At 71.9% G+C, this 18,776-nt stretch carries 12 protein-coding genes and 1 riboswitch; of the genes, 8 read left to right on the top strand and 4 right to left on the bottom strand.

Annotated elements, in window-relative coordinates:
- Positions 1-17: 17 nt before the first annotated feature.
- Positions 18-968, bottom strand: a complete 951-nt coding sequence (locus tag ACYUD3_RS12205) for a TerC family protein (protein WP_470967945.1) — start codon at positions 966-968, stop codon at positions 18-20.
- A gap of 155 nt (positions 969-1,123) precedes the next feature.
- Positions 1,124-2,578, bottom strand: a complete 1,455-nt coding sequence (locus ACYUD3_RS12210) for an MFS transporter (protein ID WP_470967948.1) — start codon at positions 2,576-2,578, stop codon at positions 1,124-1,126.
- A gap of 144 nt (positions 2,579-2,722) precedes the next feature.
- On the opposite strand from ACYUD3_RS12210, the gene ACYUD3_RS12215 reads away from it, so the two are divergent.
- Positions 2,723-3,199, top strand: a complete 477-nt coding sequence (locus ACYUD3_RS12215; protein WP_470967950.1) for a MarR family winged helix-turn-helix transcriptional regulator — start codon at positions 2,723-2,725, stop codon at positions 3,197-3,199.
- Positions 3,200-3,218: 19 nt separating this feature from the next.
- On the opposite strand, the gene ACYUD3_RS12220 is transcribed toward ACYUD3_RS12215, so the two are convergent.
- A complete protein-coding gene (locus ACYUD3_RS12220; protein ID WP_470967952.1) occupies positions 3,219-5,018 on the bottom strand; it encodes an FAD-binding dehydrogenase in 1,800 nt (599 codons plus the stop codon).
- A gap of 188 nt (positions 5,019-5,206) precedes the next feature.
- Between ACYUD3_RS12220 and ACYUD3_RS12225 the strand changes: the two genes are divergently transcribed.
- From ACYUD3_RS12225 to ACYUD3_RS12250, 6 genes are all read left to right on the top strand, one after another.
- Positions 5,207-6,421 carry a PucR family transcriptional regulator gene (locus ACYUD3_RS12225; protein ID WP_470967955.1) on the top strand — a complete coding sequence of 405 codons (1,215 nt, stop codon included), beginning with the start codon at positions 5,207-5,209 and terminating at the stop codon, positions 6,419-6,421.
- A gap of 22 nt (positions 6,422-6,443) precedes the next feature.
- A riboswitch (cobalamin riboswitch) is annotated at positions 6,444-6,591 on the top strand.
- Positions 6,592-6,663: 72 nt separating this feature from the next.
- Positions 6,664-7,677, top strand: coding sequence for an ABC transporter substrate-binding protein (locus tag ACYUD3_RS12230; RefSeq protein WP_470967958.1), 1,014 nt, complete (start codon positions 6,664-6,666; stop codon positions 7,675-7,677).
- Positions 7,678-7,706: 29 nt separating this feature from the next.
- Entirely contained in the window at positions 7,707-8,750 is a 1,044-nt protein-coding gene (locus tag ACYUD3_RS12235) for a FecCD family ABC transporter permease (RefSeq protein WP_470968504.1), read from the top strand.
- Positions 8,747-9,508 carry an ABC transporter ATP-binding protein gene (locus tag ACYUD3_RS12240; protein ID WP_470967960.1) on the top strand — a complete coding sequence of 254 codons (762 nt, stop codon included), beginning with the start codon at positions 8,747-8,749 and terminating at the stop codon, positions 9,506-9,508. The genes ACYUD3_RS12235 and ACYUD3_RS12240 overlap by 4 nt, the downstream gene beginning before the upstream one ends.
- Before the next feature lie 314 nt (positions 9,509-9,822).
- Positions 9,823-10,794 carry an acyltransferase domain-containing protein gene (locus ACYUD3_RS12245; protein ID WP_470967963.1) on the top strand — a complete coding sequence of 324 codons (972 nt, stop codon included), beginning with the start codon at positions 9,823-9,825 and terminating at the stop codon, positions 10,792-10,794.
- 436 nt (positions 10,795-11,230) lie between these two features.
- Positions 11,231-14,152: an acyl-CoA dehydrogenase gene (locus ACYUD3_RS12250; RefSeq protein WP_470967965.1), complete on the top strand. Its 2,922-nt coding sequence runs from the start codon at positions 11,231-11,233 to the stop codon at positions 14,150-14,152.
- Between the two features lie 1,121 nt (positions 14,153-15,273).
- Here ACYUD3_RS12250 and ACYUD3_RS12255 read toward each other — a convergent pair.
- Entirely contained in the window at positions 15,274-16,626 is a 1,353-nt protein-coding gene (locus ACYUD3_RS12255) for a class I adenylate-forming enzyme family protein (RefSeq protein WP_470967968.1), read from the bottom strand.
- Between the two features lie 985 nt (positions 16,627-17,611).
- Here ACYUD3_RS12255 and ACYUD3_RS12260 point away from each other — a divergent pair.
- A complete protein-coding gene (locus ACYUD3_RS12260) occupies positions 17,612-18,676 on the top strand; it encodes a 3-oxoacyl-ACP synthase III family protein (RefSeq protein ID WP_470967970.1) in 1,065 nt (354 codons plus the stop codon).
- Positions 18,677-18,776: the final 100 nt, after the last annotated feature.

The raw sequence follows: 18,776 nt of genomic DNA on the forward strand, positions 1-18,776 counted from the left end.
TTGGGCCGTACGGGCCCTTACGCGTCCGCCTTGCCCGACGCCCGCAGGCTGGTGAACGTCGTCACCGCGAGGACCAGGACGATGAAGCCGAGGGAGAACGGGATGCCGATCTGGGGGACGTGGACGCCGGACTCGTGCAGGGCGTGCAGGAAGAGCTTCACGCCGATGAACCCGAGGATGACCGACAGTCCGTAGCTGAGGTGCACGAGCCGCTTGAGCAGGCCGCCGATGAGGAAGTACAGCTGGCGCAGGCCCATCAAGGCGAAGGCGTTGGCGGTGAAGACGATGTACGGGTCGTCGGTGAGGCCGTAGATCGCGGGGATCGAGTCGAGGGCGAAGAGGATGTCCGTGGAGCCGATCGCGAGCATCACGACCAGCATCGGGGTCATGACCCGCTTGCCGTTCTCCTCGATCCACAGCTTGGTGCCGTGGTAGCGGTCGGCGACCCCGAAGCGCTCCTCGACCGTCTTGAGCAGCTTGCTCTCCTCGTACTCGTCCTCGCCGTGCCCGCCCTTGCGGGCGTCCTGGATCAGCTTCCAGGCGGTCCAGATCAGGAAGGCGCCGAAGATGTAGAAGACCCAGGAGAACGCCGAGATGATGGCCGCGCCGGCCGCGATGAAGCCGGCCCGCAGGACGAGCGCGACCAGGACGCCGACCATCAGGACGCGCTGCTGGTACTTCGGAGGCACCGCGAACTTGCCCATGATCAGGACGAAGACGAAGAGGTTGTCGACGCTCAGCGACTTCTCGGTGATGTATCCGGCGAAGAACTCACCGGCCGGCCCCCCGCCCCCGTACAGCCACACCCCGGCGCCGAACAGCGCGGCGAGCGCCACCCAGACGACCGTCCAGGTCCCGGCCTCCTTCAGGGAGACCTCGTGGGGTGTGCGGCCGATGAGGAAGTCGACGGCGACCAGGACGCACAGGGCGGCCACGGTCACCAGCCAGACGGTGAGGTTGACGTTCACGGGGGGTGTGCTCCTGGTGCCTGAGTGGGGGGATCAGCCATCGTCGTACGAGTGGCTGATTCTTTTCCATCCCGCTCAGGTAAACAAGGGCTGACATTCCACACGGAAAGGGGCGTCGGCCCGATGGCCGACGCCCCTTTGGGTCCGGTTCCGCGTCAGGCGCGGGCGCCTTCCGCCTCGGCGGGGGCCGGGGCCGCCTCGGGCTCCTGGCCCGGCCGCGCCTTGGCCGCCGGGATGACGGCCGCGATGGCGGCGGAGACGAGGGCGAGGACGCCGCCGATCGCGAGGGCCGTGCGGAAGCCGTTCTCGGAGGCGAAGCTGTAGCCGCCCATGGAGACGGTCATCTGGGAGAGGATCACGCCGATGACGGCGGAGCCGATGGAGGTGCCCAGGGAGCGCATCAGGGTGTTGAAGCCGTTCGCGGCGGCCGTCTCCGCCGCCGGGACGGAGCCCATGATGAGCGCGGGCATCGCGCCGTAGGCAAGGCCGACGCCGCTGCTGGAGACGATGGTGGTGAGCATCAGACCCCACGCGGAGCCCATGAGCGCGAGGGCGACGCCGTAGCCGGCGGCCAGCACGAGGGCGCCGCAGACGAGGGTGAACTTGGGGCCGCGGGCGTTGGTGAGCTTTCCGCCGAGCGGCGAGATCAGCATCATCATCACGCCACCGGGCGCCATCCACAGACCGGTCGCCAGCATCGACTGGCCGAGGCCGTAACCGGTCTCCTTCGGGTACTGGAGCAGCTGCGGCAGGACGAGCATGCTCGCGTACATGCCGAAGCCGATGAAGACGGAGGCGAGGTTGGTGAGCAGGACGCGCGGGCGGGCGGTCGTGCGCAGGTCGACCAGCGGGTCGGTGGTGCGCAGCTCCCAGAAGCCCCAGCCGAGGAACGCGATGAGCGCGGCGGCGAACAGCCCCAGCACCGAACCCGAACCCCAGCCCCAGTCACCGCCCTTGGAGACGGCGAGCAGCAGCGAGACGAGACCCACGCCGAGCCCGACCGCCCCGGCCGCGTCGAACCGCTGCCCCTTGGCACCGGCGGGAACGCTCGGGACGATGAACCAGACGAGTACGGCGACGGCGCCGGCGAGCGCGGCGGAGCCCCAGAAGAGGGCGCGCCAGCTGGCGTACTCGGCGACGGCGGCGGCGATCGGCAGCCCGATGGCGCCGCCGATCCCCATGGAGGCGCTGACCAGGGCTATCGAACCGCTGAGCTTCTCGGTGGGCACGACGTCGCGCAGCAGCGCGATGCCGAGCGGGACCATGCCCATGCCCATGCCCTGGAGCCCGCGCCCGACGATCATCGTGACGACGTCGGAGGCGAGCGCGCACACCACCGAGCCGACGATGAGCGGGACCGAGCAGGCGAGCAGCATGGTGCGCTTGCCCACGAGGTCGCCGAGGCGGCCGACGACGGGCACGCACACCGCGGAGACCAGCAGGGTGACGGTGATCACCCAGGCGGCGTTGGACGACGTGGTGTCGAGGATCTTCGGCAGCTCGGCGATGAGCGGTGTGACCAGCGTCTGCATGATCGCGGCGGTGGTACCCGCGAAGGCGAGTGTGGCGACCACGGCGCCCGAACGGGCCGCGGGCTGAGGGGCGTCCATGGCTCCTCTTTCTGTGTATTTGCTTTACAAAGTGAAGGACGTGCATCGTACATGACCCATGTATCGCGCACATTATGTGCCAGCCGCACAGCCAGGACGGGGGTGTGTCACGATGGGACGGCGCCCACCGACAACAGGAGACGCATGGAAACGCCGACGCACCGGGTCGAGTACGAGCAGATGCTGCTCAGCAGGCACTCGTTCATGAGCAAGCGGGGCGGGCGGCGCAATGACGGCGTGATGGAGCGCAGCGCGTACATCCTGCTCAGCCGCATCCGGATGCAAGGGCCCATGTCCATCGGCGAGTTGAGTGACGCCTTCGGCCTGGACGCCTCCACTCTCAACCGCCAGACGGCGGCGGCGATGCGGGCCGGCCTCCTGGAGCGCATCCCCGACCCGGCCGGCGGCATGGCCCGCAAGTTCCGCCTCACGCAACAGGGTTCACGCCTGCTCGACCAGGAGCGCGAGGGCATCGTCGAGGTGCTGGGGCAGGTCATGGAGGACTGGTCGGACGCCGACATCGAGGCGTTCGCCGGGTACTTGCAGCGCTTCAACTACGGGATCGAAAAGATCGGGGGCCGCCCCTGGCCGCGCCGGACGGCGCAGGAGCCGGCCCCCTAGACATCAGCTCACCCGGACGTCAGCTCGCCGTCGCCGCCGCGGCCGCCCTCCCCGCCTGCCGCCCCGAGAAGAGGCAGCCGCCGAGGAACGTCCCCTCCAGCGAGCGGTAGCCGTGGACGCCGCCGCCCCCGAAGCCGGCCACCTCGCCGGCCGCGTACAGCCCCGGCACCGGACTGCCGTCCGCCCCCAACACCCGTCCCGTCAGGTCCGTCTGGAGTCCGCCCAGCGTCTTGCGGGTCAGGATGTTCAGGTGCACGGCGATCAGCGGACCGGCCGCCGGATCCAGGATCTTGTGCGCCGACGCCGTCCGGCTCAGGCTGTCGCCGGGGTAGCTGAGGGCGTTGCGGATGCCCATCACCTGGACGTCCTTGGTGTACGGGTTGTCGATCTCGCGGTCGCGGGCGACGATCTGGCGTCGCAGATCGGCGAGGTCGATGAGGTTGTCCCCGGTCAACTTGTTCATTCCGGCGACGAGTTCGGGGAGGGTCTTGGCGACCACGAAGTCCGCGCCCTTCTCCTTGAACCTCTCGATCGGCTCCGGGGACTGCCAGATCCGGGAGAGCAGCTTCCAGATGTCCTTGTTCGTGAGGTCCGGGTTCTGCTCGGAGCCCGAGAGCGCGAACTCCTTCGCGAGGATCTTCTGGGTGGTGACGAACCAGGAGTAGTCGTGTCCTGAGCCGGTGATCGACTTGAGGGTGTGGAGGGTGTCGTAGCCCGGGATGTCGGGGGTGTCGAAGCGGCGGCCGGTCGCGTCGAACCACATGGAGGACGGGCCGGGCAGGATGCGGATGCCGTGCCCCGGCCAGATGGGCGCGTAGTTGCGCAGGCCCTCGGTGTAGTGCCACATGCGGTCGGGGTTGACGATCCGCCCGCCCGCCTTCTGCGTGATCCCGAGCATCCGCCCGTCGACGTGCGCGGGCACCCCGGTGACCATGAACGCGGGCGGCGTCCCCAGCCGGGCCGGCCAGTTCTGCCGTACGAGGTCGTGGTTGGCGCCGATGCCGCCGGAGGTGACGAGGACGACGGGCGCGCGCAGTGCGAAGTCGCCGACGACCGTACGCGAACTCGGCGTGCCCCGGGCGGCGTTGGAGGGTTCGAGGAGGGCTCCGCGCACGCCGGTCACGGCGCCGTTGGTGACGATCAGCTCGTCCACCCGGTGCCGGAACCTGAAGGTGACCTTGCCGGCGGCGACGGCCGCGCGGACCTTCTTCTCGAACGGTTCCATGACGGCGGGGCCGGTGCCCCAGGTGACGTGGAAGCGGGGTACGGAGTTGCCGTGGCCGGTGGCGAGGCCGCCGCCGCGCTCGGCCCAGCCGACGATCGGGAACCACTGGACGCCGAGCCCGGAGAGCCAGGACCGCTTCTCGCCGGACGCGAAGTCCACGTACGCCTCGGCCCACTTGTAGGCCCAGTAGTCCTGCCCCGCCGGGTCGTCGGTGCCCCGGTCGAAGCCGGCCGTGCCCAGCCAGTCCTGCCAGGCGAGGTCGCGGCTGTCCTTGATGCCCATCAGGCGCTGTTCGTCGGAGTCGACGAAGAACAGCCCGCCGAAGGACCAGAACGCCTGCCCGCCGAGGCTCGCCTCGGGCTCCTGGTCGAGCAGGAGCACGCGGCGTCCGGCGGCGGCGAGTTCGGCGGTGGCGACGAGTCCGGCGAGGCCGTGCCCGACGACGATCGCGTCCGCGTCCTGCGCCGCCGCCGCGAACGCCGGGGCGCCCGCGAGGGACTGGGCGAGGGCGGCGCCGGCGAGGGCACCGCCGGCGGCGGTGAGGGCGTGGCGGCGGGATATCCCCGCGCCGGGCGTTCCTGTGAGGTTCTCCATGGGCTGCCTTCCGGAAAGGGGGCGAAAGACGTGCGGGGTACGGAGGGTGTTGCTGTGCGAGCTGGCTTGTTACCGTGAGTAGCACCCAGGAAACCAGGTCGTCATCTCAGTGCGGTAGTGGCCGGACGGCAACGCGGACCCGCCCCCGTTGTGGCCCGGACACAGCGCCGACGGGAAGGGAGGGAGCCGTGACCGTCCTCCAGGGACCGGAACCGGTCGCCGGCATCCTGTGCGCGATCGCCGTCGACACCGAGGTGTGCGGCGAGCTGGCCGTGGCCGCCCGTACCCGCTCCCCCGGCCTCGCCCGGCTCGCCGAGGCGGAGACCCGCTCGCACACGGACGCGCTGGTCCGCGCGGCGGGCGCCTGGTTCGCCGGGCCGCAGCGCCCCGGCGCCCTGGAGGAACAGGACTTCACCGCCGCCCTCCTCCTCGGCGCCGACCGCGCGGCGCAGGGCGTCCCCATGACCGTCGTCCTGCGCGGCGTGCAGGCGGCGCTGACGCGCGCGGTCGAGATCACGATGGACCGCTGCCACGCGGCGGGCGTCCCGGACCGGGCGGTCCTGGGCGCCGTCCTGCGGCTGAAGGAGTACGGCGACGCCGTGGAACGGCATGTCGTGAACGGCTACCGGGCCGCCGAGCGGGAGACCCCGCGCGGTACGGGCGCCGCCCGGGCCCGGCTGCTGCGGCAGGTGCTGCTGGGCGGCGCGGCCCCGCCCGCCGGGGAGCTGGCGCGCGCGGGGATCCGCCCCGGGCCGGACGGCCGCTACCACTGCCTGGCCGCCGTGGGCGCGGGCGTCCCGCCGGCCGTCCCGCCGGCCCACGCGGACGGGCATGTCACCTCCCTCACGTCGGCCCACCTCGACGGCCGTGTCACCTCCCTCACCGGCATCCCGGCCGCTCACCTGGACGGCCATGTCGCGGGGCTCGCCGCGCTGCCCCCGGCGGCGGAGCAGATCGAGGCCGGCGCCCTGGTCGTCGTCGCCCCGGCCGCGCCGCTCGCGGATCTGCCCGCGCTGTACCGGCTGTGCGTACGGGCGGTGGACCTGGGCCGGCGCCGGGGGCTGCTCGGGCTGTACGAACTGACCGACCTGGCCGCCGAGATCGCGCTGGCGGAACAGCCGCTGCTGGGCTCCTACGTCACCGCCCGGCTGCTGGGCGAGCTGGACCCGGCGGACGACTTCCACCGCCAACTGGCGCTCACCGCGCTGACGTTCCTCGACCACGGGCGGCGCCTGGACCAGACGGCGGCGGCCCTGTTCACCCACCCCAACACCGTCCGCTACCGCCTGGGCCGCCTCCAGCAGATCACCGGCGCCCCGCTCACCGACGGCGCGGGGACGCTGCACTGGTGGTGGGCGCTGACGAACTGGCTGCACGGCGGGCGGGAGAGACCTGTGTGGTAGCTTGCCCAGGCCAGTCGAACCCGTGTGCGTGCAGGTGGCGCACAGGTCAGGGAATCCGGTGGGAATCCGGAGCTGACGCGCAGCGGTGAGGGTGACGGGCGGGGCAGCGGCCACTGGACGAGGGTCCGGGAAGGCGCCTCGCGCGGGTGACCCCGAGTCCGAAGACCTGCTGGCGACCCCCTCCCGGGGAGCCTCGTACGACCGGGCTTCGCGTACGAGCCCTCGACGCCGAAGGACGCTCTGTGCCTCTCGCACGCCCCGCCGCCCTGACCCTGGCCGCCCTCTTCCTGCTGTCCGCGTGCGGCGGTCCGGCCAAGGACAGCGCGGCCTCCTCCGCCGCCGTGACACTCACCAACTGCGGGGAGCGGGTCACCGTCAAGAGCCCGCCGAAGCGGGCCGTCTCCCTCAACCAGGGGACCACCGAGATCATGCTGTCGCTGGGCCTCGCCGACCGGATGGCGGGTACGGCGACCTGGACGGACCCGGTGGAGAAGGGGCTGGAGAAGGAGAACGCGAAGGTGCCCCGGCTCGCGGACAACGCGCCCTCCTTCGAGAAGGTCCTGGACACCGAACCCGACTTCGTCGCCGCCTCCTTCGCCTCGACGCTCGGCAAGGGCGGCGTCGCCACGCGCGCGCAGTTCGGGAAGCTGGGCGTGCCGACGTACCTGTCCCCCTCGGACTGCACCGGCAAGGACAACAGCGGTGACGGCGACGGCTCGCGGACGGCTCCGCTCCAACTGGACGTGATCTACCGGGAGATCACCGACCTGGCGAAGGTCTTCGGCGTCGAGAGGCGCGGGCAGGAGCTGGTCGCCTCGCTCAAGTCCCGGGTGGCGAAGGCGACTTCGGGGCTGAAGGCCGAGAAGGTGTCCCTGCTGTACTGGTTCGCCAACGCGCAGTCGCCGTATCTCGCGGGCTGCTGCGGGGCGCCGGGGATCATCACCCGTGAGGTGGGGGCGCGCAACGCCTTCGCGGACTCCAAGGAGGAGTGGCCGCAGGCGGGCTGGGAGTCGGTCGCCGACCGCGACCCGGACGTCCTCGTCATCGGCGACCTCACGCGCAAGCAGCAGACCGCGGAGACGGCCGCGAAGAAGATCGAGTTCCTAGAGTCGAACGCGGTCACGAAGAACATGACGGCCGTGAAGGAGAAGCGGTACGTGCTGCTGTCGGGGCAGGCCATGAATCCGTCGATCCGGACGGTGGAGGGGATCGAGAAGGTCGCGGCGGGGCTGCGGGCGTACGGTCTCGCGGGGTGAGCCGGGGACTTACGGGGGCGCCGGGGACGGTGACTCGGGGGCTGACGGGGGCGCCGGGGACGGTGGCGCGGGGGCTGCTGTTCGGGGTCGGTGGGACGGTCGTACTGGCGCTGTCCGTCGCGCTGGCCATCACCATCGGTCCTGCAGACATCGCCGTGAGCGACGTGTGGGCGGCGGTCGGGTCCCATCTCGGGTTCGGGCACAGCGAGTTGAGCCCGCTGCGGGACGGCATCGTGTGGGATCTGCGGCTGCCGCGCACGCTGCTCGCGGCGGTGTGCGGGGCCGGGCTCGCGGTGTGCGGGGCGGTGATGCAGTCACTGCTGCGCAATCCGCTGGCCGACCCCTTCGTCCTCGGGGTGTCCTCCGGGGCGTCGACGGGCGCGGTCATGGTGGTCGTGCTCGGCGCGGGCGGGGGGCTGGTGTCGGTGTCGGGGGGCGCGTTCCTCGGCGCGGTCGTGTCGTTCGGCCTGGTGCTGCTGCTCAGCCACACCCTCGGCGGTACGACGGACCGGGTGGTGCTCGCCGGGGTCGCGGCCATGCAGCTGTTCTCGGCGCTGACCTCGTTCATCGTCATGACGGCCGCCGACGCCGAGACCACCCGGGGCATCCTCTTCTGGCTGCTGGGCTCGCTCAGCGGGGCCGGCTGGCCGGACGTCGCCGTCGGCGCGGCCGTCCTCGCGGCGGCCCTGCTGATCTGCACCGGCCAGGCCCGCACCCTCGACGCGTTCGCCTTCGGCCAGGACGCGGCGACGTCCCTGGGCGTCTCGGTGACCCGCACCCGGCTGATCCTGCTGTGTACGACGGCCCTGCTGACGGCCGCGCTGGTGAGTTCGGCCGGCGCGATCGGCTTCGTCGGCCTGGTCCTGCCGCACGCCACCCGCGCGCTCACCGGCCCCGGCCACACCCGCCTGCTGCCGGCGACGGCCCTTGCCGGGGCCGTCTTCCTCGTGTGGGTCGACACCCTCGCGCGGACCGTCCTCGAACCGCAGGAGGTCCCGGTGGGTGTGGTGACGTCGCTGATCGGGGTGCCCGCGTTCGTGGCGGTGCTGTACCGGAGCAGGGGGGCACGATGAGCGGGCTGCGGGCGGACGGGGTGTCCCGGAGCGCCGGGGGCGCGCTGATCCTCGACGGCGTCGAACTGACCCCGCACCCCGGCGGGGTGACCGGCCTGCTGGGCCCCAACGGCTCAGGAAAATCAACCCTGTTGCGCCTGCTGGCCGGAGTGATCGCCCCCGACACCGGCTCGGTCACCCTGGACGGCCGCCCGCTGCCGGAGGTGGGCCGCCGTACGGTCGCCCAGCGGGTCGCGGTGGTCGAGCAGCAGGCGGACACGCAGGTCGCACTGACGGTCGCCGACGTCGTACGCCTCGGCCGCATCCCGCACCGGCGGGCCTGGGCGCCGGCCGCGCCGGGCGACGAGGAGGCCGTACGGACCGCGCTGGAGCGCACCGGGCTCGCCGACAAGGCGCGCCGGCCCTGGCATTCGCTGTCCGGGGGTGAGCGGCAGCGGGTGCATATCGCTCGGGCGCTGGCGCAGGGGCCGCGTGAGCTGCTGCTGGACGAGCCGACGAATCATCTCGACATCCGGCATCAGCTGGCGTTGATGGGGCTGGTCAGGGAGTTGGGGGTGACGGCGGTGGTGGCGCTGCACGATCTGAATCTGGCGGCGATGTATTGCGATCGGGTGGTGGTGCTGAAGAGGGGGCGGGTGGTGGCGGCGGGGGTGCCGGGGGAGGTGTTGACGGAGGGGTTGGTGGCGGAGGTTTATGGGGTGCGGGTGGAGGTGAGTGGGGGTGATCGGCCGTATATACGTTTTCTGGGGCCGGTGTGAGGGGGTGTGGGGGCGGGGTTCCGGCTTTTGGGGGCCCGCTTTTTTGGGGGCCGCTGGCTCTGTTGAGGGGGCTGCCGGCTCTGCTTGGGGGGCTGCTGGTTCTGTTTGAGGGGGCTGCTGGCTCTGCTGAGGGGGCTGCTGGCTCTGTTAGGGGCCGTCGGCTCTGATCAGGGGGCCGCTGGTTCTGCTTGGAGGGCAGCTCGGGGGTCGCCGGTTCTGTCGTGCGCGCCGATCTGCTGCCGTGCGCCCTCCCGGTGGCCGGGCGGTCCGTGTTGAGTCTGGTTCCGGACAGCCGGTGAGCCGAGGAGGCCGTGGTGAGTGTTCGGGTGGTGGTTCATGCCTTCGCCGGGCAGGGCGACTTCACGCTGGCGCCGCTGCTGCGGACGCTGGCCGTGCAGCCGGTGCTGCGGGAGGCGCTCGCGGAGGTGGCGGCCGAAGGGGACCCGGTAGCCGCCGAGTTCGGGGTCGAACCGGTCCTGGAGCGGCTGCTCGCCGGGGAGTTGACGTCCTCGCGGCAGCTCGCGGACGGGGTCGTCGGCTCGGCGCAGTACGCGCTGTACGGCTGCTCGGTCGCCGTCCACCGCGCGCTGTGCCGCTCGGGGCTCGGCCCCGACCGGGCCGTCGGCATGAGCTTCGGCGACATCGCGGCCTGCACGGCGGCCGGCCTGCTCGACGTGGCCGAGGGGGCGCGGATCGCGTGTCTCACCGGGCGGGCGCTGTACGGGCATCCGGGCGGCATGCTCCTGCTGGAGGCGCCTGATCCCGGGCGCGTCCTCACTGCCCTCTCGCTGCCGGACCTCTCCCTGGCCTGCGTCAACGATGCCCGGCGGGTCGTACTCAGCGGGCCGCCCGACACCGTGTCCGCCGCCGAGCTGCGGCTGACCGAACTCGAACTGCCCTTCGCGCGGCTGCGGTTGCCGTTCCTATGCCATCATCCTTCGCTGGCGGAGGAGGCAGCCCGGTTCGCCGCCGCCATCGGGGAGCGGCGGCTGGGGGTCGGGCGGTTCCCGGTGTACTCGTCGGTGCTGGGGCGGGCGTACCGCCCCGGGGACGATGTCGCGCAGGCGCTGGCGTTAGCGCTGGTACAGCCCGCCCGACTGCCGGACGCGCTGCGGGAGGCGGTGGCGGGGGCGGTGTCCGGGGTGGTGCTGGAGGCGGGGACGGGGAGTGCGTTGACGCGGAGTGCGGGGGAGTTGCTGGAGGGGCGGGATCTGGTGGCGCAGGCGCCGTTGACGACGGAGGGGTTCGCTTGGGCGTTGGCGGAGGTGTCTTGTGGGGGGTGTTGAGGGGGGTGCCGAGGGGAGTGTTGAGGGGGGTCGGCGGGGTCAGGAGGGCTTGGCTGGGGAATGTCGGGGGTGGGGGGGCTCGGTGGGGGAACTTCAGGGGGAGGGCTGCGAGTTGGGGGGACTTCGGGGGCCGGAGCTTCGGGGGGCGGGCGATGGGGTGGAGAGGCTTCGAGGGGCAGGTGGCGAGGGGCTCGAACTTCGGGGGCCGGAGCTTCGGGGGCCGGGCGATGGGGTGGAGGGGCTTCGAGGGGCGGGCGGCGCGGGGCTGGAACTTCGGGGGTCGGAGGGTGAGCTGGGGGAACTCCAAGGGCCGGGCGGTGAATTGGAGGAAGTCCGAGGGGCGGGCCGCGAGTCGCTTCGGGAGCCGGGGGGTGAGTCGGGGGAACTCTCGGAGTCTGGCGGCGAGTTGCCCGGGCTGCGGGAGCCGGAGAGCGAATTGAGGGAACTCCCCGATTCGGACGGCGAGTTGCCGGAGCTTCGGAAGCCGGGGGGCGAGTTGAAGGAACTCTCGGATTCGGACGGTGAGTTGCCGGAGCTTCGGGGGCTGGAGGGTGAGTTGGCGGAGCTTCGGCGGCTGGTGCGTTTCCGTGGACCGGTTGTCGAGATACCGGCGCTCGACACCCCGCAGGCCCTGCTGCACTGTGCCGCTCAGCTCGGGGACGCGGGTGAACTCCTCGCCGATATCGGCCGGTTGGCGGACGTCCAGACCCAAGCGGCCGTAGAACACCCCGCGTTGTACATGGCGCTGGTGAACCACTACGTCCTCTGCCTCAACTCCGTGCTCACCTTCGGCACCGACGAGGCCTGCCTCAAGCCCTGCCGTGAAGCCCTGGAGGGGGGCCGGGCCAAAGGGGTGTACCTGGTGACCGAGATCGGGCGGGCCGGGAGTCATCTCGGGGCCCGGACGACCGCCGAATTCGACGCCGGGCGGCGGGAGTTCGTACTGAACACCCCCGACGCCGACGCGGTGAAGTTCTCCGGCGTGACGCCGTCCGGAGTCCCTGCGTACGCCGCTGTCATCGCGCGCACGGTGGTCGGCGGGGTGGACCGGGGGACGTTCGCCTTCCTCGTCGACCTCACCGACGGCACAGCCACCGCACCCGGTGTGGAGATGTCGGCACCCCTGACTTCCGCCGCGCTGCCGCTGGCCTATTCCTTGATCCGGTTCCGGAACTGCCGCGTGCCGTACGGGCGTTGGCTGGCGGACGGGGCGTGGGTGGATGCGGGCGGGGGGTTCGGTGATCCGCTGGGGGCGCCGGGGGCGCGGCTGCGGCGGACCATGTCGCCGGGGCAGGTCTTGTGGGCGACGGTGCCTTCGGCGATGGCGGCGATGGGGAGGGGGGCGGCGGTGTCGGCACTACGGTTCGCCTCGGGGCGGCGGGTTCGGGGTGGGGGTGCGTTGCTGGCGCAGGGGACTCAACAGCGGGCGCTGTTGGGGGCGTTGGCGGGGGCGTTCGCGCTGAGCTGCGCGGCGGGGGTGGCGTTGGAGAGGGGGCGGGGCGGCGAGGGGGGTTCGGGGAGGGGGGCTTCGGTTGGCGGGGGTTCGGGGGAGGGGGCTTTGGCCGGCGGGGCTTCTGAGGCGGAGGGGGTTCGGGGGGCGGAGGCAGGGCGAGCTGAGGGGGCGGGAGCCCAAGGGGCGGTGGAAGTTCAAGAACCGAGGCTCCAAAGGGCGGCAGGGATACGGGAGGCGGGGGCCCAGAGGGCGGTGGAAGTTGAGGGGGCGGAGCTTCAAAGGGTGGCGGGGGTTCAAGAGGCAGGGCTTCAAAGGGCTACGGGGATAGAGGAGCTGCGAGTCCAGCGGGCGGGAGCCCAGGGGGCGGGGGCGCGGGAGTTGAGGGCACAGCAGAGTCCGGAGGCACAGGAGTTGGGAGTGCAGGAGCCGGGGGTGCGGCAAAGCCTGGAGGAACAGGAGCCGAGGGCACAGACCTCGGAGGCACAGACGCCTGGGATGCAGACCCCGGAGGTGCAAACCTTGGAGGCGCAGACCTCGGGGGTGCAGAGCCCGGAGGTGCAAACCCCGGGGGTACAGAGCCCGGAGACACAGACCCCGGAGATGCAGGCTCCGGAGGTGCAGACCCCGGCGCCGCAAGACCTTTCCCCCTGGGTCGCCGTAGACGCCTCCCTCGCCCTGCTCAAAGCGGTCACCACCGAAGAGGCCGTGCACCTCGTCGACGTATGCCAACGGCACTGCGGACTCGCCGGGTTCCTCGACGTCAATCGGCTGGAGGGGTATCTGGGGCTGGCGCGGGCGTTCACCGTGGCCGGTGGGGACAATGGGCTCATCTTCATGGATGCCGGGCGGGCGCGTATCGAGGCGGGCGTGGGTAGCGGGCGGGCGTATTCGGGGGCGGGTCTGGACAGCGGGCGTGCCCGTTCAGAAGCGGGCTTGGGCAGCGGGTGCACGCGTTCAGAAGCGGATTTGGACAGCAGGCGCACGCGTTCAAAAACAGACCTGGACAGCGGGCGTGCCGGTTCAAAGGCAGGTCTGGACAGCGGGCGGGCGCATTCAGAAATGGACCTGGACGGCGGGCGTACCGACTCACAGGCGGGCCTGGACAGCGAGCCTGCCAGTTCAAAGGCGGGTCTAGACAGCGGGCGCTCATATTCAGAGGCAGGGCTCCACAGCAGGCGCACGCATTCGGAAGCAAACCTGGACAGCAGGCACCCGGATTCAGAAGCGGGCCCGGGCAGCGGGCGTATCCGTTCAGAGGCGGGCCTGGACAGCGGGCGCGCGTATGCAGAAGCAGGTCTGGACAGCGGACGCTCCCGTGCAGAGGCAAGCCCGGACAGCGAACGCACGCATGCAGAAACAGGCCCGGACAGCAGGCCCTCCCATTCAGAGGCAAGCCCGGACAGCGAGCGCACGCCTTCGAAAGCAGGCCTGGACAGCAGGCCCGCATCTTCACAGGCCGGCGCTGAAATCCCCTGGCCGCCCGGCGAGTTGACCGATCCCGAGTGGTGGCCCCGGATCGCTGAGCTGCACGAGCGGGTGCTGGCGGCGCAGGCGCAGCAGGGGGACGCGGCTCTCCCCCAGCTCAAGGAGTTGGGGGAATCCGTCGCCGCCACGCTGCTCGCACGTACCGTGACCCGTACCCTCGCCGACCTCAACTCCCCCGCCCTCGCAGCCGCGTTACGCCCCCTCGCCGCGCTCTTCGGCATCTCCCAGGCACACCGGCACGCGGGCCGGCTCATAGCCAGCGGCGCGCTGACTCCGGAGACCGTACGGGCACTGCCGTCGGCCATGGACCGACTCTGCGCCGAGGTGCTCCCCCATCTCCCCTTGCTGGAGGCGGGGTTGGCACCCGGAGCTGCCGCACCTCTCGCCGCCGACGATTACGCGACCGCGCTGTGGCAATAGGGCGTACGCCGGACGGGTACGCTCACTGGGCCGAGTGAACTCCGGGCGGAACACGGGGGCGGAACAGCGGAACCAGCAGCGGTCTCTTCGCCGACACCGAGCCACCGGGGTTCGACTCCCTGTCGGCCCTGAGCCGGGCGGGCGTCGCCTTCCCGTAGGGCACGAGCCGGGCGGGGGTCGCCTTCCCATCGGCCCGAGCCAGCGGAGTTCGCCTCGCCCCGGCAAGGCTCCCTCACCCCAGGCAACATGCTCACCACCCCGCCACCGGTGAACTACACGGCACCGCGAGCATCTCCAGCCAGCCATATCTGACACCGCGCCACTGAAAACGAACCTCGGGCGGGCAAGGATCGACTCACAACGCGGGCCGAGCCGAAGACCAGCACACACAACCAGCCCAGCCAGAGCCCAACTCACAACACCCACCCCCCGCCGGGCCACCCTGCACAACTCCCTCCCCACCGACCCGCCGGGCCAGGCCAAGGCCAACTCACCGGACCAGCCCAGCCGAAGCCCGACCCACAGCCCCCACCCCGCCAGGCCGCCTTACAGCACCCGCCCCCAGAAAGCCGCCCCCCACAGCCCCTCCCAACCGACCCCGCCAGTCAGGCCGAAGGCCAGCCCACACACCCAGCCCGACCAGAGCCCGACTCACAACACCCACCCCCGCCAGGCGGCCCCACAGCACCCACCTCACCGAACCACCCCTCACAACTCCCTCCCCACCGCCCCGCCGGTCGGACCGAAGGCCAGCTCACACGCAACCAGTCCGGCCGGAGCCCGCCCACCGCCCGATCACCCCCGCAACACCCGCCCCACGGGGCCGCCCAGCACAGCTCTCTCCCCCGCCAAAGCGCCCCGCACGGCTCACTCCTCCACCGACCCCGCCAGTCAGGCCGAAGGCCAGCTCACACGACCAGCCCAGCCGGAACCCGACTCACAAACCCATCCCCGCCGGGCCGCCCTGCACAGTTCCCTCCCGCCGGTCAAGCCAAGGCCAACTCACCGGACCAGCCCAGCCGGAGCCCGACCCACAGCACCCGCCCCGCCCGATCACCCCACCCAGCACCCGCCCCCACGAGGCCGCCCCGCACAGCCCCACCCCGCCAGGTCTCTCCCCCCTACAACACCCTCTCCGGCCGAGGTTCCCGAATTACGATGTCGCAAGGGAACTCGACCCTCAACAACACCTCCTTCAAGCGGCGTACCACCTGATCCTCCAGTACCCGGGTCGTCTCGCGGGCGGTGATGTGGAGGCGGTAGGACTGGCGGCCTACTCCGCTGCGGGTGTCGGTGGCGTGGAGGATTTCGGTGCGGACCTGGAGGACTCCGGGTAGGGCGCCTACCAGTTCGCGTACCCAGCGCAGCGAGACCTTGTCTCCGTCGATGATGACGAAGTCGGTGAGGCGGCCGCAGAAGAAGAGGTAGCCGTCGTCGTCGCGGCGGAAGACGTCTCCGGTGGCGACGGTGCCGGCGGCGATCAGGCCGCGGCGGCCCGGTGCGGGGTGGCCGACGCGCCGGATCATGGCGGTGGGGGTGGTGACCAGCAGTTCGCCGGCTGCCGCCTCGCCGTGTACGGCGACCTGGACGCCGGGCAGCGGGAGGCCGACGGAGGTGTGCCGTTCGGGGGGTTCGCGGTGGGCGGCGAGGGTCGCGACGCGGGGGCCCGCCTCGGTCAGGCCGTACGTGAGGTACAGCTCGCCCGCCCGATGCCGCCCGAGCAACTGCTTGACGTGGGCCGCCTCCAGGACGTCCCCGCCGACGGTGAGGGCGCGCAGGCAGGCGGGGAGGCGGTAGCCGTCGTCCAGGAAGGAGCGGACCAGGTACGGCGAGAGGGAGGAGACCGTCGCTCCGTGCCGGCGCAGGGCCTCGCAGTAGGCACCGGGGGTGAACGGGGGGCCGCTCAGGACGAGCCGGGCGCCGGTCACCAGGCCGGCCAGGGCCTGGGCGACCAGGGCGTAGGAGTAGTGCAGGGGGAGGTTGACCAGGACGGTGTCGCCGGGTCGCAGGCCGATGGCGGTGGCGTGGCGGCGGGCGTTGTCGAGGAGTGAACTCACCTTGTGCAGACAGCCGCTGGCCATGCCGGAGGTGCCGGAGGTGAGGAGGATGGCCTGGCCGGGCTCGTACGGCTTCGGTTGTTTCGGCGTCAGGTGACGGATCGTCAAGTCTGGGGTCAGTAAGGCTGTTGCGCCCAGGGCGTCGGCTATGAGGTGGAGGCGGTGGTCGGGGCAGGCGCGGGGCAGGAGGACGGGGACCAGGCCGTGGTGGTGGGCGGCCAGGAAGGCGGTGAGCTGGGTGAGGGGGTCGGGGGCGGAGACCAGGAGGGCGGTGCCGGGGGTGAGGCCGGTGAACAGGGCGCGTATCTCGTGGAGTTGACGGCGGCGTACCGGGTGGCTGGTGTCGACCCTGGTGTCCAGGTAGTCGGCGGCCTGGTCCTCGGTGGGCAGGAGCGGGGGGCGCGTGAGGGTGGTCAACGTCGACTGCCTTTCGCGGGGGTGGGCTGCGGTCGGCTTCCAACAAGCGGCAGTACGGCTCCGTACTGTCCGACAGGCCGGGCAGTACGGCTTTCGGCTGTCCGACAGGCCAGGCGGTACAGCTTCGGCTGTCCGAACAGGCCGGGCAATACAGCTTCGGCTGTCCAACAGATGGCAGTGCGGGCAGTGGCTTTCGGCTGTCCGACAAGGCCGGTGGCAGTACAGCTTCGGCTGTCCGGCAGACGGCGGTGCGGGCAGTGGCTTTCAGCTGTCCGACAGGCGGCGGTGCGGGCGGTACAGCTTCGGCCGTCCAACAGGCGGCAGTGCGGGTTCCGGATTCCAACAGGCGGCCGTGCGGGTCGAGTTCGTGCTCCGCGGGAGACGGCGGCGGGAGAGGTACCGGCCGTCAGGAAGGGGGGACGGGCTCCTGGGGTGGGGCGGCCACCGGCGGGGGCCCGTCCCCAAGTCAAACCAGCGCGCCGCCCGTTGTAAAGGACATCTTGTCGGCATTGGGGCGCGTACGCAGGGGTGCGGGGCGCTTCGTCCGCTGTGCGCCCCGGGGTTCGCGCCCCCGGCTCGCACCGCCGCCCCCGCGCGCCGCACTGCTTCGCGCGCGCCTCGACCGACGCCGCTCCCCCATGGTCCCGTGTCCGGTGACCACCTTTCCCGAGATCCCCCGCATCCCGAGATCCCCGCCCCTTCCCGAGATTCCCCCGCCTTCCCCTGGGTCCCCGAGATCCCCCGGCGCCCCCCGGATCCCCGAGCTTTCCCCGCCCTCCCGAGATCCCCGCCCCCCAAGACCCCCCAGCTCCCCCCCACTTCCCGAGATCCCCGGACTTTCCCCGACCCTCCCGAGATACCCCCGCCTCCCCCAGATCCCCGAGCTTTCCCCGCCCCCCAACCCCTCCGACTTCCCCCCGCCCCCCGAGATCCCCGCCCCCCAAGCCCCCCGGCTTCCCCCAGATCCCCCGAAAGGACCCCCGTCATGGCCAGCCCCCCGATCGGCATCGTCGGCGCCGGTTCATACCTCCCGCTGCGGCGGCGCACGAACGAGGAGGTCGCGGCGGCGGCCGGGACCACGGCGGAGTGGATCGCGCGCCGCACCGGAGTCCGCTCACGGCATGTCGCGGCGGCCCACGAAGCGGCGTCCGACCTCGCGGCGGCAGCGCTCAAGTCGGCGCTCGCGGCAGCCGAGTTGGACGTGGCGGCGCTGGATCTGATCGTGGTGGCGACGTCGTCGCCGGACGAGCTGGGGCCCGCGACGGCGTGCCGGGTGCAGGCGCTCACGGGCGCGCGGCAGGCGGTCGCGCTGGATGTGACGGCGGCCTGCTCGGGGTGGCTGTTCGCGGCGCGGGTGGCGTACGACTGGCTCGCGTGCGACGCGCGGGCCCGGTACGCGGCGGTGATCGGCGTCGAGGCGTACTCGAAGTTCCTCGACCCGGCCGACCGGGCGACCGCCTCCTTGTTCGCGGACGGCGCGGGCGCGACACTGCTCGGGGCCGTCGAAGAGGGGTACGGCTTCGGCGAGTTCAGCCTCGGCTCGGACGGGCGCTACGCCGATCACGCCCTGGTCCCGGCGGGCGGCAGCCGGTACCCGGCGAGCGAGGTGACGCTGCACGGCGGGGGCCACTTCATCAGCATGAACGGGCGCGGCGTACGGGACTTCATCGTCGGCGTCTTCCCCCGCATGCTGACCGAGGCGCTGCGCCGGCACCGCGTCACCCTGGACGACATCGCCCTGGTCGTCACCCATCAGCCGAACCCGGTGCTGCTGCGCCAGGTGGCCGCCGACGCCGGGGTGACGGAGGCCCAACTGGTCGTCGTGGGCGACGAGGTGGGGAACATAGGTGCCGCCAGCATCCCTTACGCCCTGGCGAAAGCCGCCGCCGAGAACCGCGTCCACCACGGTGAGCTGATCCTCATCATCGCTTTCGGCGGCGGCGTGACCTGGGGCACGACGGTCCTGCGCTGGACCGGGGCACCTGCGGTGCGGGTGGCCCCGACGCTGGCGGCGTCGGCGGCGCCCTCACCGGCGTCAGCGGTCAGCTAATAACACTCCGCCCTCCAACAGCTCGCCCTCCACCGGCTCGCCCTTCAACACCTCGCCTTCCAACAGCTCGCCCTCCAACCTCCCTCCCCCCGACCCGCCG

The organism is Streptomyces sp. AMJ-169, from assembly GCF_055597585.1.